11 protein-coding genes are annotated in these 14726 nt (G+C 50.8%); 3 read left to right on the top strand and 8 right to left on the bottom strand.

The features are described 5' to 3' along the window. Window positions 1-123: 123 nt before the first annotated feature. Window positions 124-546, bottom strand: a complete 423-nt coding sequence (locus tag JOD20_RS03755) for a zinc ribbon domain-containing protein (protein ID WP_204753979.1) — start codon at window positions 544-546, stop codon at window positions 124-126. A 114-nt stretch (window positions 547-660) separates the two neighbouring features. Further along, window positions 661-2736 carry a serine carboxypeptidase gene (locus JOD20_RS03750; RefSeq protein ID WP_204753978.1) on the bottom strand — a complete coding sequence of 692 codons (2076 nt, stop codon included), beginning with the start codon at window positions 2734-2736 and terminating at the stop codon, window positions 661-663. 637 nt (window positions 2737-3373) lie between these two features. Between JOD20_RS03750 and topA the strand changes: the two genes are divergently transcribed. Together topA and cobS are read left to right on the top strand one after the other, a co-directional pair. Further along, window positions 3374-5755 carry a type I DNA topoisomerase gene (gene topA / locus JOD20_RS03745; RefSeq protein ID WP_204753977.1) on the top strand — a complete coding sequence of 794 codons (2382 nt, stop codon included), beginning with the start codon at window positions 3374-3376 and terminating at the stop codon, window positions 5753-5755. A 72-nt stretch (window positions 5756-5827) separates the two neighbouring features. Beyond that, a complete protein-coding gene (cobS, locus tag JOD20_RS03740; RefSeq protein ID WP_204753976.1) occupies window positions 5828-6577 on the top strand; it encodes an adenosylcobinamide-GDP ribazoletransferase in 750 nt (249 codons plus the stop codon). Between the two features lie 175 nt (window positions 6578-6752). Here cobS and JOD20_RS03735 read toward each other — a convergent pair whose 3' ends face one another. Both JOD20_RS03735 and JOD20_RS03730 read right to left on the bottom strand, forming a co-directional pair. After that, window positions 6753-7184, bottom strand: a complete 432-nt coding sequence (locus tag JOD20_RS03735; RefSeq protein WP_204753975.1) for a hypothetical protein — start codon at window positions 7182-7184, stop codon at window positions 6753-6755. An 85-nt stretch (window positions 7185-7269) separates the two neighbouring features. Beyond that, window positions 7270-8430 carry an acyl-CoA dehydrogenase family protein gene (locus JOD20_RS03730; protein ID WP_204753974.1) on the bottom strand — a complete coding sequence of 387 codons (1161 nt, stop codon included), beginning with the start codon at window positions 8428-8430 and terminating at the stop codon, window positions 7270-7272. 170 nt (window positions 8431-8600) lie between these two features. Here JOD20_RS03730 and JOD20_RS03725 point away from each other — a divergent pair, with 170 nt between their 5' ends. Further along, window positions 8601-9569, top strand: coding sequence for a C45 family autoproteolytic acyltransferase/hydrolase (locus tag JOD20_RS03725; RefSeq protein WP_204753973.1), 969 nt, complete (start codon window positions 8601-8603; stop codon window positions 9567-9569). Between the two features lie 88 nt (window positions 9570-9657). On the opposite strand, the gene JOD20_RS03720 is transcribed toward JOD20_RS03725, so the two are convergent. The 4 genes from JOD20_RS03720 to JOD20_RS03705 form a co-directional block, all read right to left on the bottom strand. After that, window positions 9658-10836 carry an acetyl-CoA C-acyltransferase gene (locus JOD20_RS03720; protein ID WP_204753972.1) on the bottom strand — a complete coding sequence of 393 codons (1179 nt, stop codon included), beginning with the start codon at window positions 10834-10836 and terminating at the stop codon, window positions 9658-9660. Next, window positions 10829-11293: a four helix bundle protein gene (locus JOD20_RS03715; RefSeq protein WP_204753971.1), complete on the bottom strand. Its 465-nt coding sequence runs from the start codon at window positions 11291-11293 to the stop codon at window positions 10829-10831. The genes JOD20_RS03720 and JOD20_RS03715 overlap by 8 nt, the downstream gene beginning before the upstream one ends. Window positions 11294-11464: 171 nt before the next feature. Beyond that, on the bottom strand, window positions 11465-13879 hold the full coding sequence (locus JOD20_RS03710; RefSeq protein WP_204753970.1) for a 3-hydroxyacyl-CoA dehydrogenase/enoyl-CoA hydratase family protein: 2415 nt from the start codon (window positions 13877-13879) through the stop codon (window positions 11465-11467). A gap of 104 nt (window positions 13880-13983) precedes the next feature. Beyond that, entirely contained in the window at window positions 13984-14403 is a 420-nt protein-coding gene (locus JOD20_RS03705) for a MarR family transcriptional regulator (protein WP_204753969.1), read from the bottom strand. Between the last annotated feature and the right edge of the window lie 323 nt (window positions 14404-14726).

Here is a 14726-nt window from a genome sequence, read left to right as displayed (position 1 = left end):
CAACTCCCTTCAACTTCATTAAATTCTTGCGAATCGCTATTTGGTATTATTTAGAAAGATAGCTTTTCACCACGATGGATCGCCTTCGTGGCCTTCGCGTTCTTTGCGGTTTCTAATTAACAACTAACTACCGATATGCGGCAAGGCCAATTCTGCATAACCACAATAGCCACAGCCGTGTAATTCCAAAATTTGAAAATCGTGGCGAAACGAGCCAAAGCGACCTTGCAAAATATCCAGCGAGTTCGAGCTTTCGCGAAATTGCTTGAAGCCCAAAAAGGTCATTTGGGCCTGACAGCGCAAGCAGATTAATTGGCGCACGCTTGGCGGTGGCGGTTCTGGCGAGGCAATGCCCAGCGAGCCATCACGCAACCAGCCACAACTTGGGCATTCTTCCCAATCCTCTGGTACTTCATCGCCGCAATAGGGGCATTTGGCAGGCTCAAGCGGCAACGCCAACGAACCATCGCGCAGCCAGCCACACGTTGTACATTCTTCCCAATCGTCGGGAACATCGCCGCCACAATAGGTACATGCTTGCATCATCAATCTCTCGCTAGTAGATGCTTGTTTCAAGCAAAAACCATACGCTGTTAGCCAGCGAGTGTTGCAGCGAAAAAAGCAACGGCGCAAGCTCAATGCCTACGCCGTTGACGGTCGTTATCTGCTGCCACCAACTTCGAGCGGCATTTCGCTGGTTAGGGTTTCGGCCTCGGTGGTTACTGGCAAACCCAAATCTCTGCGCCGCTGATCGGCTAAGCGGCGTTTTTCAGCCACCATTTCGGGCGTTACATACTCATCGAAGGTGCGCAAACCAGCTAATTTCAGCCCATGCTTTTTGAATAAACGATACATTTCCTTGACTCGATCCATTTCGATATTGCGGCCAAGGGTGTAATCGTCGAACTTGCCATCAAGCGCCAAGAGGGCTGTCTCGGAGAGGCAAGCATAGGCTGTGCCTGCTGGCAAGCCAATATCAAAGCCAAAATCGACCTCGCCGGGCAAAGTAATTTCGCCCGATTCGATCACCAACACATCTGGGCGTTTGGCAGCATCTTCTTCTTTGATGTCTGGTGGGCGGGCCACGTCGCAGACCACCGCACCTGGTTTTAGGCGTTCAATATCGACAATTTTGGTATTGAGCGCGGTCGTGGTCGTAACAATTAGGTCGGCGCTGCCAACATAATCATCGGCCTTGGTGGCAATCGTCACTTTGGCATTGGGCGTTTCGGCCTCAATTTGCTTTTTCAAGGCAATCAAGCGCTCAGGTCGGGGCGCAATCAATACCACATCGCCAATAGCTTGGGCTAGCAAGCGCGAGCAAACCGCGCCAATCGAGCCAGTTGCCCCAATTACGACAGCGGTGCCTTGATCAACCCGCCCGCCCATCAGAATAACTGCTTGTTTGGCGGCTTCAAGGGTTGCAGCGACGGTCAGCGAGTTGCCTGAGGTAATCCCAATATCGGATTTTTGGGCCACTGTGATGCCAGCATCGCCAACCACCGAGGTAAACGCGCCCAAGCCCATGAGCTTTGCGCCCATGCGTTCGGCCATGCGCGCTGCTTTGATCAAGCGCCGATAGGTAAATGCAGTTGGGCGGCGCATTAATTCGCGTGGCGTAGCGCCCAAGGTCAGCAAAATGCCCTCAATCTCTTTGCCCGTACCCGTCGATTTGATGCCCTTCATCTTCGAAAGATACATTGGTGGCAAATGAGCCATAGCGCGTTCGACCAAGCGCTGCGGCACATATTTGAGCACTTTGAAGCGCGGATCTTTATAGATAAATTTGGTCGAGAGCGGGTGAATCACAAAGGCAAATTTTTCTAATTCTTCTTCGTTGGTCAGGCGCTGAATGTGCGGCTCCCAATTGGCATCGGCGGTAATTTGCAAAACGGTGGCTTCATCAAGCTCGCGCTTGCCCGTCACCGCCAAAATCATGGCCTCAAGCACATCTGCCGAAACAAACGGATGCTCTTCGCTAATTTTTGGCGTAAGCGTAATTAAGGTATGCGCTCCGCGTTGGCGCAAATCTTCAATCTCAGCAGGCGAGGGATCGTCAGTCAAAATCGTGCGGCCACGCAGATCTTGGGGCGCGTAGCGCCGAATGAAGGCAAAATCGCCAGCCAACACATCGGCCCAAGCACAATCTTTTTCGAGGCGGCTATCGTGGGTTGCGCCCTTGCCAATCGGGTGAATCCGCCGATAGGGCTTTTTGGCCAAATCGGGCATGGCAAATTTAGCGTAGCGCTCCAATTGGCTCAGCGAGCTAAGCGTAAACGGCAAACCATAATGCACCTTGGGGTCGGCAAAGCGCAAATCGACGTTATAGTTGCTCAGCGATTCGGCCAACGAATAGCGTTCGATGCCTGAAAAGACCAAAACCCGCCGATAGTTGAAGCGGCCAGGTTCGCGGGCCACTGCTTGAGCAACCGTCCAGCGTTCGAGCGTCGATTTGAGCAACACGCCGTCGGCGGTTGGCGTAGTGCGAGCTTGGTTGACGATTGTATAGGCTTGGTTGTGTTGATAGCTGGCCTTGCCAACCCGAAAATTAGCAATCACCCCGCCAAGCGCAATTGCATCGACCTTGCCATCGTGCTCGCGAATCAACTGTTTGACCCGTTCGACATCGCCATCGGCTCCAATGCGGCGCACCCGTATTTCTTCGCCCAACAGCGTTGTTGTAAAGCTAAAGTCACGCCGCGAACGACCGAGCGTGATACAGACTACTTCTTTCATAATGAATCCTCATTGCAAGCCTAGCGAATCGGAGGTTGGATCGATCGCGCTTGAGATTTAGGGAGTGAGCATAGCGAAGTACAGCAATGTTTCTACATCGATTATAGCCGATTATTGCATGTCAAGGCAATGGAAACTGAAATTATGAAGGATGAAGGATGAAATATGAAATAAGGCGTTAGGGTTCAGGGGTCAGGATTCAGAGGCTAGAGGTGAGGTGTACTGGTACATTGCGTTAACGGCGGTTTGCCCCCTCACCCCCTAGCCCCCTCTCCCGTCGAACGGGCGAGGGGGAACCGCGATTTCACTGCTCCCCTCGCCCGCGTTCAGTGGGAGAGGGGCTGGGGGTGAGGGCATGAACCATGGTTGCCAACCCAATGAACCAGTACAGCTATGGGCTATGGGCTTTCATCCTTCATCCCTCATCCTTCATAATTTCGCTATGCTTTATGCTCTGCGCTATATTGACAGAAGTGGATAGTTGTGGCACTGTACTTCACGCCGCACGAATTCCCGCTCGTGCCTCAACGAGGCCACCTAAGCGACGCTGCTCCAGTACACGTCAACTTTGAACTGATTCGCCGCGTTTTGAATGCGTCGGTTGGTGGCACAGTGTGAACTTTTAAGGAAAAACCCTATGGATACTAAATTGGTGATTGTTGAGTCGCCAGCTAAAGCAAAAACGATTCAAAAATATCTGGGCGCTGGCTATCGCGTCACCGCGAGCATGGGCCATGTGCGCGATTTGCCCAAGAGTAAAATTGGCATTGATATTGACAATGATTTTACCCCGGTCTATGAAATTAGCGCGGGCAAAGATAAGCTCATTGCCGACTTGAAACGCGAAATCAAAGCTGCTTCTGCAATTTACCTCGCAACCGACCACGACCGCGAAGGCGAAGCAATTGCTTGGCATATTTTGCAAGCAGCCAATATTGGCAAACGCAAGCCAGTCTATCGAATTACCTTTAATGAAATTACCAAGGAAGCGATTCAAAGCGCAATTCGCAATCCGCGCGAAATCGATGCGAACTTGGTCGATGCCCAACAAGCGCGGCGGGTACTCGACCGCTTAGTCGGCTACAAAATTTCGCCGATTTTATGGGCCAAAGTACGGCGTGGGCTTTCAGCAGGCCGCGTTCAATCGGTTGCTGTGCGCATGGTCGTCGAGCGCGAACGCGAAATCGAAAGCTTCGAACCCAAAGAATATTGGACGATTGAAGCTGATTTATCGCCAACTGGCTTGAAAAAACTAGCCAAAAACGATATTTTTCGCGCAATTCTCCATGCCCGCAATGGCAAAAAACTCGATAAATTTGCGATTCCCAGCAAAGACGATGCCGATGCTGTGTTGAGTGCCTTGGAAGGAGCAAATTATATTGTCGGGGCGATTACGCGCAAGGATAAACGCCGCTCGCCTTCGCCACCATTTATCACCAGTACCTTGCAACAAGAAGCCAGCCGCAAGCTGGGCTTTAGCTCCAAACGCACCATGCAAGTGGCCCAAAAATTGTATGAAGGGGTTGATGTTGGCGGCAAAGATGGCACAGTTGGCTTGATTACCTATATGCGTACCGACTCGACCAATGTTGCTGTCGATGCGCAAAACGAGGCTCGCAGCTTAATAACCGAGCTGTATGGCAAAGAATATGCGCCAGCTAAACCCAATATCTACAAAACCAAGGCCAAAGGCGCACAAGAAGCTCACGAAGCAATTCGCCCAACCAGCGTTATGCGCCGCCCTGATCAATTAAAAGCCACGATTGGCCGCGATGAGCTACGCTTATACGATTTGATCTGGAAGCGCTTTATGGCTTCGCAGATGGCAGCGGCAATTTTTGATAGCACAAGCATCGATATTGGCGCTGGAGTTGGCATCAAAACCGCTGCTGGCGCGCCCTTTACCTTTCGCGCAACTGGCTCGGTGCTCAAATTTAATGGCTTTTTGGCCGTCTATAACGTGAGCCTTGATGAAGGCGACGAGGACGAAGACAAAGAGGCTTTGTTGCCGCAACTCAACGAAGGCCAAGCCCTCGATTTGCACGATTTGTTTGGCGAGCAACACTTTACTACGCCACCACCACGCTATACCGAGGCAACCTTGGTCAAGCAGATGGAAAGCGAAGGCATTGGCCGCCCATCAACCTATGCGCCAACAATTTCGACGATTGTTGCTCGCGAGTATGTTGAGTTGGTTGAAAAGAAATTGATGCCAACGACCTTGGGCCGCGTAGTTACCGACTTGCTGGTTGAGCACTTCAAAGATATTGTCGATTACAACTTTACCTCGGATATGGAACAGCGGCTTGATGATATTGCTGAAGGCCAGCGCCGTTGGGTGCCTGTGCTGCGCGAATTCTACGATCCGTTTGCTCTGCGCTTGCATGCTGCCGAAACCGAGATGCGCAATGTCAAGCGCGAAGAAATCAAAACCGAGCTGCCATGTCCGTTATGTAGCAATCATTTGGTGATCAAATGGGGCCGCAATGGCGAGTTCTTGGCTTGTTCGCAATATCCAGAATGTAGCTGGACTGGCGATTTGGAGCGTGATGGCGAAGGTGGAATTCACATTGCCACCCAGCCCGAAATCTTCGGCAACACCACCTGCCCAGAATGTGGCAACCCAATGAGCCTCAAAAAAGGCCGCTTTGGCCCGTTCTTGGCCTGCAATAACTACCCAACCTGCAAAGGCATTCGCAAGGTGCGCGCTCAGGGCAAGGATTTTGTGGTAATTCCGCCGCCCAAGCCCACCGAAGAAAAATGCCCCAAATGTAATCGTCCAATGGTGCAAAAAGAGGGCAAATTCGGGCCATTCTTGTCGTGTACTGGCTACCCAACCTGCCGCTCGATTGTGCGCTTAACGCCCAACGATGCGCCGACTTGCCCGCAATGTGGCGAGGGCAAAGTGGTTGCCAAACGTGCTCGTGGTGGCCGCACATTCTATTCGTGCACCCGCTACCCCGATTGTACCTATGCCAGCAATGCATTGCCAGTGGCAGTTTCCGAAGAAGTAGCCTAAGGTTTTTGTTTGACGCAGGGTTTTATCGTTGTTCGATAAAGCCTTGCGTTGCTGTTTAACCAAGGAGATACGGTGCTCAAGCATCTTGCCGAAGCCTTGCGCTTTCTCACCATCTTGCCTGTGCCGGGCAAACCAGCCATGAGCGAACAAGCGCTTGTGCGTTCGATGGTGGCTTTTCCTTTGGCAGGCATGCTGATTGGTGGCTTGGTGGCGGCAACATGGTTTGGCGCGACATGGCTATGGGGCGCAACAATTGGCAGTTTGTGTGCAATTTTAACCTGGGGTGCAATTACCAGCGCTTTACATTTAGATGGCATTGCCGATAGTGCCGATGCGCTGTTTAGCTGGCGTTCGCGTGAGCGCAAGCTCGAAATTATGAAAGATAGCCGTATTGGCACAATGGGGGCAATTGCACTGATCAGTATTTTGCTACTGAAATGGCTGTTTGTGCTTGGCTGTGGCGATCTTGCGTGGCGGGCGTTGATTGTTGCACCAACGCTTGGCCGTTGGGTCGATATTATTGGTATTTTTTGGTTTCCGCCTGCTGCTGAAGGTGGGCTTGGACGCACATTTCACGATCATACGCGGCGCAGCGATTTTTGGTGGGCGACGATCTGCGCTGGTTTGGTTGCTGCTGGCTTGCTCTGGTGGTGGGCTGGCTTGATTTTTGGCGTGGTGATTGTGGCAACGATCATTATTGCCCGCTGGATGGTGCGCTCGCTCGGTGGCCTCACTGGCGATACCTATGGTGCGCTCTGCGAAATTGCCGAAATGCTGGTTTTGGCCGTAGTTGCAGCCTTAGTTAATCATCACGTGCTTTAAAATACTACCGCGCCAAAAACCATGGCGCGGGTAAGTGCGAAAATTCATTGCTGAACTCGCTTCTGCTCGGATATATCTACGGACTTTGTTAGCAAATGTTGCAGCAAACTCAAAAAACCATAACTTTTCAAGCTATGATTGCAATAAACAGCTCATTTGGGCTTTGGTTCGTTGATTATGGTAAGCGTTTGATCGTTTTCGTATTGATTAAGCAAACATTTGTTTTACTAATCACTATTTCGCCAGCAAGCTGCACTTTTTCGCCGAGCTTGACGACCGCTCCCGAATCATCGTGAATGACAATGGTCTCCGCGCTATAATTCTCTGGCACTACGATTTGATTCTTGCCAGTCCCTTCGTTAATCAGCACTGCAATCTGCTTGGCGTTGCGCAGATCATCAACAAACTCAAGCTCGCATTGGACGTGGCTGCTGCCTATATTCGAGCAAAAGATAGACGAACCAACCACTAGATAGCCTTCCGTTTTGATGAGTTTGCCATTATTAGCTTGCTGGCAAAGATCGCCAAATGCAACGCTGGCAGTTTCGCCACAGCCAACTAACAGCACAAATAGCAATCCATAGCCCAACTGCCATCTTTGACGCATACTTATGCTCACTTGTTTAAATGCAAAATGACACCATGAGCCATGCCCACAGTGTCATTCTAACGGTACTTCTGTTGAACGCTACCTACATTTTGATTTTATGGCCCAGTTTTTTGAGTTCTTCGCCAGCAATCACATATTTTTGAATTTCGTTGGTGCCTTCAAAAATCCGCGTTACCCGCGCATCGCGATACATGCGTTCGAGCGGCACTTCACGGCTAAAGCCCATCCCGCCGTAAATTTGAATTGCTTCGTCGATAATTTGCGAAGCTGCTTCGGTGCAGAACAACTTGACCATCGATGATTCAAGCGTAGCTGGTTTTTTGGCATCAACCAAGGCCGCGCAGTGATAGACCATTTGCTCCATCGCATAGATTTTGGTACGCATTTCAGCCAACTTAATCTGAATTGCTTGGAAATCGGCGATTGGTCGGCCAAATTGTTGGCGTTCAACGCTATAGTGCAAGGCCAAATCGTAGGCTTCTTTGGCCGAGCCAAGTGCGCTTGCACCCAAGCCACAGCGCCCAATATCGAGCGTTTTCATTGCAACGCCAAAGCCTGCCCCAACTTCGCCAAGCACGTTTTTGGCTGGTACGCGGCAATTTTCAAAGAAAATCGAGGCAGTATGCGAAGCGCGCAAGCCCATTTTTTCTTCGACTTTGCCAACTTTGAAGCCTACGAAATCTTTTTCGACAATAAAAGCGGTGATGCCGCCGCGTGCGCCGCGCTCGCGATTAGTCGATGCAAACACGACAATCACATCGGCAAACGAGCCATTAGTGATCCACATTTTGCCGCCGTTGATGACCCAATCGTCGCCATCTTGGGTTGCGGTGGTGGTAATGCTGGCAGCGTCGGAGCCTGCATTTGGCTCGGTGAGCGCCCAAGCACCCAATAATTTGCCTTCATTGAGTTTGCTGAGGTAGCGTGATTTTTGCTCATCGTTGCCCGAAAGAAAAATCGACATCCCACAAAGCTGAGCGTGTGCGCCGATAATCGTGCCAGTTGAGGCGCAATAGCGGTTAATTTCTTCTTGCAAAATACAATAACCGACGATTCCAGCGTCAGCGCCGCCAAATTCCTCGGGAAATGGAATGCCGAGCAAGCCCAAACTGCCTGCTTTGCGAATCGTCTCGAATGGCACACGCTCTGCTTCGTCGACCTCACGGGCGATCGGCTTAATTTCCTTAACGGCGAAATCGCGAACGGTTTCACGCAACATGCGTAGCTCTTCGTTGAGTTCCATTGGGGAAACCTCCTAATGTAAAGGATGAATTATGAGGGATGAAGGATGAAATAAGGATGAATTATGAAGGATGAGGGATGAATGGTATCTGATACGTTATCAGTTTCATGCTAAGATATTTATGTGTCCAGTGTTGATTCATCCTTCATAATTCATCCTTCATACTTGCTATGTATCGTTTTCTGCAATTAATTGGCTCGCCAAGCGAGATTGGGCGCTATTTGGCGAGTATGCTCCAACGGGTTAAATCGCCGTTTCGCTCAAGCTCGTGGGAGCATGATTTGGCTTTTTTGGCTGAATGTGCGGCGATTATTCGGCATACCCATTCGGCCTTATGGGATGAGTTGGCGACGTTTGCTGCTGCCTTTGATGCACCAGCAGAACGCAGTTTGTTTTTGCGAGCTGCGGCCTTGCCTCAAGCCTGTTCAGCAGTGGCTTGGCAACATTCCAGCGGTCAAATATTCGTTGGGCGCAATTATGATTTTTATATCAATATGCCAACCCGCGATTTGCTCGCCACGAGTAGCAGCTACGGCTATAAGCATATTGGCATGAACGGTGGCTTGGTTGGTGGTCGCTACGATGGCATCAACGAACATGGCTTATTTGTTGGATTGCACAAAGTTATGGCCGATCGGCAGGAGCATTTGCAGCCAGGCGTTCCGTTTCATCTGCTGCCGCGTTTGGCCTTAGATTTATGCACCAGCACCGCCGAAGTAATCAGCTTGTTTCGCGAATTGCCTCAGCTTTCATCCTTTAATTATACTGTCGCCGATCGCCATGGCCATTTTGCCCGTTTAGAGTGCTATCCTGGTCAACCAATCGGCGTTTTAGAATCGGATACGCTGCTGGCAACCACCAACCACTTCAATTACCCTGATTTGATGCCGTTGCAAGGCCGTCGCCCGCTGATTGATTCCAAGGCGCGCGAAGCTTTTTTATGTGCTGCGGTCGGCCATGAACAGGGCGATCCTTGGTTGCAAACCGCCCAAGCCATGAGCGATCATCAGATTCCGCTTTGTTGCCATAAAGAGTTTTCGAGCACCCTTTGGTCTGGTTTGTATGAATTGACGCAGCAGCGAGTGGCCTATAGTTTTGGCGCACCCTGTCAAGTCGGCTATCGAGAGTTGGAGTTTTAGGCTTGTTTTAACCACGAAGGTCACGAAGTTTCACGAAGATTTGGTTAATCGTGCTTAGTGCTCTTCGTGTTCTTCGTGGTTTCAATTCCTACAACAACTCGAAAATGCCCGCAGCGCCCATGCCGCCGCCAACACACATCGTTACCATGCCATAGCGTCCATTGCGGCGACGAAGTTCATTGATGATTTGGACGGTCAGTTTTGCGCCGGTACAGCCGAGTGGATGGCCTAAGGCGATTGCGCCACCATTAACATTGGTTTTGCTTTCGTCAATGCCAAGCTCGCGAATCACGGCCAAGGCTTGTGCGCCAAACGCTTCGTTCAATTCGATCAAGTCGATGTCGCTCAGATTCAAGCCGGTCTTTTTCAAAACCTTCGGAATCGCCACGACTGGGCCGATGCCCATGACTTCTGGGCCAACGCCACCAACTGCAAAGCCAATGAAGCGCGCCAAGGGTTTGAGTCCAAGTTCATCAGCTTTTTGGCGATTCATCAACAGCACTGCGGCTGCACCATCGCTGGTTTGCGATGAATTGCCAGCGGTTACCGTGCCTTTGACATGGAATACAGGCCGCAATTTGGCCAAGCCTTCCAAGCTGGTGTCGCGGCGTGGGCCTTCATCGACCTTGACCGTCGCATTGCTCCGTTTGATTTCGCCGCCTGCTTCAGCTTCGGCAAACTCAACATCAACCGGCACGATTTCATCAGCAAAGCGACCTGCTTGAATTGCGTCGATCGCTTTCATGTGCGAGCGATACGAAAAAGCATCGGCATCTTCGCGGCTGATGTTGAATTTACGGGCGACGTTTTCAGCGGTCAGGCCCATGTTGATGTAAATTTCTGGATAGTGCTCGGCCATCCATGGGTTGGGGGCAAATTTATTGCCCGACATTGGAACCATACTCATCGATTCAGCGCCGCCAGCGATGATAACATCAGCGCCGCCTGCCATAATCCGTTCTGCGCCGAGGGCAATCGTTTGCAAGCCCGAAGCACAAAAACGATTGACGGTTTGGGCTGGCACATCGATTGGCAAGCCAGCGCGCAGCGCGGCAATCCGCGCAATATTCAGGCCTTGCTCGCCCTCAGGCATCGCACAACCCAAAATCAAATCTTCGATTTCGCGTGGGTCGAGGCCGGGAGCTTGTTCAACTACAGCTTTAATCGCTGCCGCTGCCAAATCATCAGGCCGACTATTGCGAAACATCCCGCGCTTGGATTTGCCGACGGCGGTTCGCGCACCAGCAACAATCACTGCTTCATTCATCGTTGAATACTCCTTTATGGATATGGGGATCGGGTGTTGGGTGCTGGGGATCGGATTGGTAATCACTACCAGTTTCACTGATCCGACCAGTGGCTTGATTTGCCCGAAGCGAGCGTAACAAGCCATTGATTAAACGCCCCACTTGACCGATTAATCCTTTAGTTTCAGATAGTTGGTCTGGTTGAAGAAATCCCAAACGTTCTGCAAGCAGAATATGAGTTTCAACTTCCATCAGCGAGCCACGGGCAATTGATAAAAATCGAATGTATTCGGCTTGATAGAGCCGACCGTGACCTTCGGCAATATTGGCCGGAATTGAGACAACTGCTCGACGTACTTGATTGGTTAGTCCAAATCGCTCTTCGGGCGGCATTGTTTGAGTCACAGCATAGACATTTGCTGCTAGATCCATTGCTTTTTGCCAAACTTCCAAATCTTTGAAACTGCGGATTGCCATTTAGCACCTCAATCCAAATCGCTTGTCGCTTGAAAGTACAATGAATCTAGCGCGTATTCGAACCCTGCCACCCAACAGCTCATTCCCAATTCGCGAATCGCAACGGGTTGGTCTTTACTAGAATGTTAATCTACCGATCCCCAACCCCCAACAACCAGCCCCCAGTCTTTACTAATTCCGCAATGGCTTGTTGTTTTGCAACATAAACATGATGCGTTCCATGGTTTTTGGTTCGTGACAAAGTGCCAAGAACACTTCGCGCTCCATCGCCAAGAAATGCTCTTCATCAACCCATTGTGGGCTGCTGAGGTCGCCGCCAGCGATGGCATAGGCTAGTTTGTTGCCGATAAAGGCATCGTATTCGGAAATATAACCGCCTTGTTGCATCATCCACACGCCAACGCGCATTGCTGCCAAGCCATCGCGGCCAGCGGCATAGAGCTTTTCGCGGGCTGGTGGGGTAAAGCCAGCAGCAGCCAAATCGAGTACAAATTGCTTAGCGCGGCCAAGCAACTCATCGCTGTTCATAACAATCCGATCGGCTTCGGTGACAAAGCCTTGGTCGCGGGCTTCGAAGGCGCTGGTGCCAACCTTGGCCATGCCGATTTGCTCGAACACTCGTTGTAGATATGGCGTTGGGTCGCTTTCGGGAGCTAGTTTGATTGCAGGAGAGATGACGCGGCGCACAAATTCTTTGACCCCGCCAGCCCCAGGAATCAAGCCAACCCCAACTTCGACCAAGCCCATGTAGGTTTCGGCGGCGATACACATGCGCGAGCCGTGCATCGAAACTTCAGCGCCACCACCAAGCACCCGTCCGAAAGGCGCGGTCACAATTGGCTTGGGCGAGAAGCGCATGCCTTGCATCAGGTCGTGCGAGGTTTTCAACATTTGCTCAAGCTGATCAAATTGATCGTTTTGAGCTGCCATCATCAACATAAAGATGTTGGCTCCGATGCAGAAATCTGAGCCTTGGTTGCCAACGACCATGCCCGTCCAGCGATCGTCTTTGAGCAATTCCAAGGCTTTGAAGCCCATTTCGGTGATTTCGCTATCCAGCGCGTTCATCTTGGAATGGAATTCGAAGCACAATACGCCATCGCCCAAATCGATTAAGCTGGCTGAATCGTTGCGCGCGACTTCTTTGCCAGCGTTGCGCAATTCATCAAGGTCAAGCTTCAAGTCGGAGCTTGGTACTGCTTCATATTCGCCAGTGACTGGGCTGTAGGCTTGTTTAGCGCCATCGACCGTTTGATAGAATGAGGTATGACCTTTTTCAAGCAACGCCAACACCCAATCGGCCACTTGAATATCGCGTTCTTGCATCAACTTCACGCCATCGGCGAGGCCAATTGCATCCCACATTTCAAATGGTCCCATCTCTTTGGCAAAGCCCCAGCGCAAGGCATTATCAACATCGTAGAGATGGTCGCTAATTTCTGGCACGCGGCGCGCAGCATAGGCCAATGATGGCAGCAAGGTGTCGGCAATCAACTTACTGCCCCGATCTTGGCTTTGGTTGACTAAGAAGCGCAAGCGCGCAGCCAAATTGCCTTGCTTTTTAGCTTGCTTGATGATTGGCAAATCAACTTCACGCGGGGCGCGATGCTCGCCAGTTTCCCAATCGAGCACCCAAAATTCCTTGCCATTCGCACCTTTGACGGTTTTGTAGAAGCCTTGGCCAGATTTTTGGCCGAGCCAGCCGCGTTCCATCAAGCCTTGAACCGGCGCAGGAGCCAGCAACGCATCGCGTGATTCATCATCGGGCACGAGATTGTAGAGGTTGTGGGCAACCCCAACCATTACATCGATCCCGACCAAATCGCCAAGCCGGAAGGTTCCCGATTTGGGATTACCAATCAAGGTGCCAGTTAAAGCATCGACTTCTTCGATTGTGTAGCCGTTATCGACGATATATTTCATGGCATATGCGCCGCCAAACGTGCCGATGCGGTTGGCAATAAAGTTGGGCGTATCTTTGGCGATAACCACGCCTTTGCCCAAGCGTTCTTGTCCAAAGCTGCGAATATAGTCAATAATCGCTGGATCGGTATCGGGGGTTGGAATCACTTCGAGCAATTTGAGGTAGCGTGGTGGATTGAAGAAGTGAGTTCCAAGGAAGTGCTTTTTGAAATCGTCCGAGCGGCCTTCAGCAATTTTGTGAATCGGAATCCCGCTGGTATTTGATGAAATAATGCTGCCAGCTTTGCGAATTTCGTCAATTCGGGCCATAAGTTGTTGCTTGGGTTCGAGCTTCTCAACGATAACTTCAATCACCCAATCGGCTTCGCTGATCACGGCAAAATCATCTTCGAGATTGCCAAGTTGCACCAACTCGCCAGCTTTTTTATTCATCAGCGCGGCGGGGCTGCTCTTGACCACGCGATCCCATCCAGTTTGCACAACCCGATTGCGCACAGCTTTGCTTTGTAACGAAAGCCCTTTGGCCTCTTCTTCAGGCGTTAAACTGTTTGGCACAATATCCAACAACATGGTGCGAACGCCAGCATTGGCCAGATGCGCGGCGATGCCACCGCCCATGGTGCCTGAGCCAATTACCACTGCCCGTTGAATGCGGTACGTCATTGAACCACCTTTCTTTCTGGTTGGAAGCAATTTAATAAACGATCAACTGTAATCAGCGAGGGTTTTGCAGCTCTTTGGGGCTGATTGCAGGTTTGGAAAAACAATTAAAGTTCGATTCGGGCAACCTTACGCAAGCCATCGGTCAACAAATCGACCAATGAATCGCCTAATTGCTCACGCATAGCGTTTTCGACCGCATCGCCACGTTGGCGAGCATCGGGCAAACGCTCTAAACCACTGCTGGTTAATTGGATGCGAGTTGTGCGCCGATCGTTGGGGTCGGGCATGCGTTCGAGCCAGCCATCGCGCTCAAGGCGGTCGATGATTGGCGTTAGGGTTGAATTATCGAGATAGGTGCGGCTGGAAAGTTCGCCCATGGTTGGAGCTTCATCGGGCTTCATGGCTACGAGAACGAAGTATTGGGCGGTGGTCAGCCCCAAGGGAGCTAACACCCGATTGTAGTGGCTGATCAATTGGCGGGCTACGCGCCCAACTTGAAAACACAAATGATAGTGCGCTTCCACAATGCTACGTCCTTGTAAGCTTGATGAAGAACAGCGAATCGATTAATTTTTAACCACGAAGGACACGAAGCGCACGAAATACGAGGCTATAGGCTATAGGCTCTAGGCTTTTGCCTTCATTCTTCATCCTTCATAATTTCGCTATGTTCTATGTTCTTTGCTCTCTGCTCTTCAATCCCTCGTGTACAAATAGTCCGTACACAAACTAACTATACGCAGTGCGTTATGCTTTGTCAAGATTGAGAATTTTGCTACGAAGTGGCTGCTTGCGGGAGTGAGGAAAGCTTGTTATGATTAGTTAATCCTCACTTGGTCATGGATTC

The organism is Herpetosiphon giganteus (assembly GCF_016907925.1).
Taxonomy (GTDB): Bacteria; Chloroflexota; Chloroflexia; order Chloroflexales; family Herpetosiphonaceae; genus Herpetosiphon; species Herpetosiphon giganteus.
This window is presented reverse-complemented; position numbering and strand designations above follow the sequence as displayed.

What these genes read in the sequence shown, in the direction of transcription:
- topA (WP_204753977.1), top strand. Translation starts at nt 3,374, where the DNA reads ATGGATACTAAATTGGTGATTGTTGAGTCGCCAGCTAAAGCAAAAACG.
- JOD20_RS03730 (WP_204753974.1), bottom strand. Translation starts at nt 8,430, where the DNA reads ATGGAACTCAACGAAGAGCTACGCATGTTGCGTGAAACCGTTCGCGAT.
- JOD20_RS03725 (WP_204753973.1), top strand. Translation starts at nt 8,601, where the DNA reads ATGTATCGTTTTCTGCAATTAATTGGCTCGCCAAGCGAGATTGGGCGC.
- JOD20_RS03735 (WP_204753975.1), bottom strand. Translation starts at nt 7,184, where the DNA reads ATGCGTCAAAGATGGCAGTTGGGCTATGGATTGCTATTTGTGCTGTTA.
- JOD20_RS03750 (WP_204753978.1), bottom strand. Translation starts at nt 2,736, where the DNA reads ATGAAAGAAGTAGTCTGTATCACGCTCGGTCGTTCGCGGCGTGACTTT.
- JOD20_RS03720 (WP_204753972.1), bottom strand. Translation starts at nt 10,836, where the DNA reads ATGAATGAAGCAGTGATTGTTGCTGGTGCGCGAACCGCCGTCGGCAAA.
- JOD20_RS03755 (WP_204753979.1), bottom strand. Translation starts at nt 546, where the DNA reads ATGATGCAAGCATGTACCTATTGTGGCGGCGATGTTCCCGACGATTGG.
- JOD20_RS03710 (WP_204753970.1), bottom strand. Translation starts at nt 13,879, where the DNA reads ATGACGTACCGCATTCAACGGGCAGTGGTAATTGGCTCAGGCACCATG.
- JOD20_RS03715 (WP_204753971.1), bottom strand. Translation starts at nt 11,293, where the DNA reads ATGGCAATCCGCAGTTTCAAAGATTTGGAAGTTTGGCAAAAAGCAATG.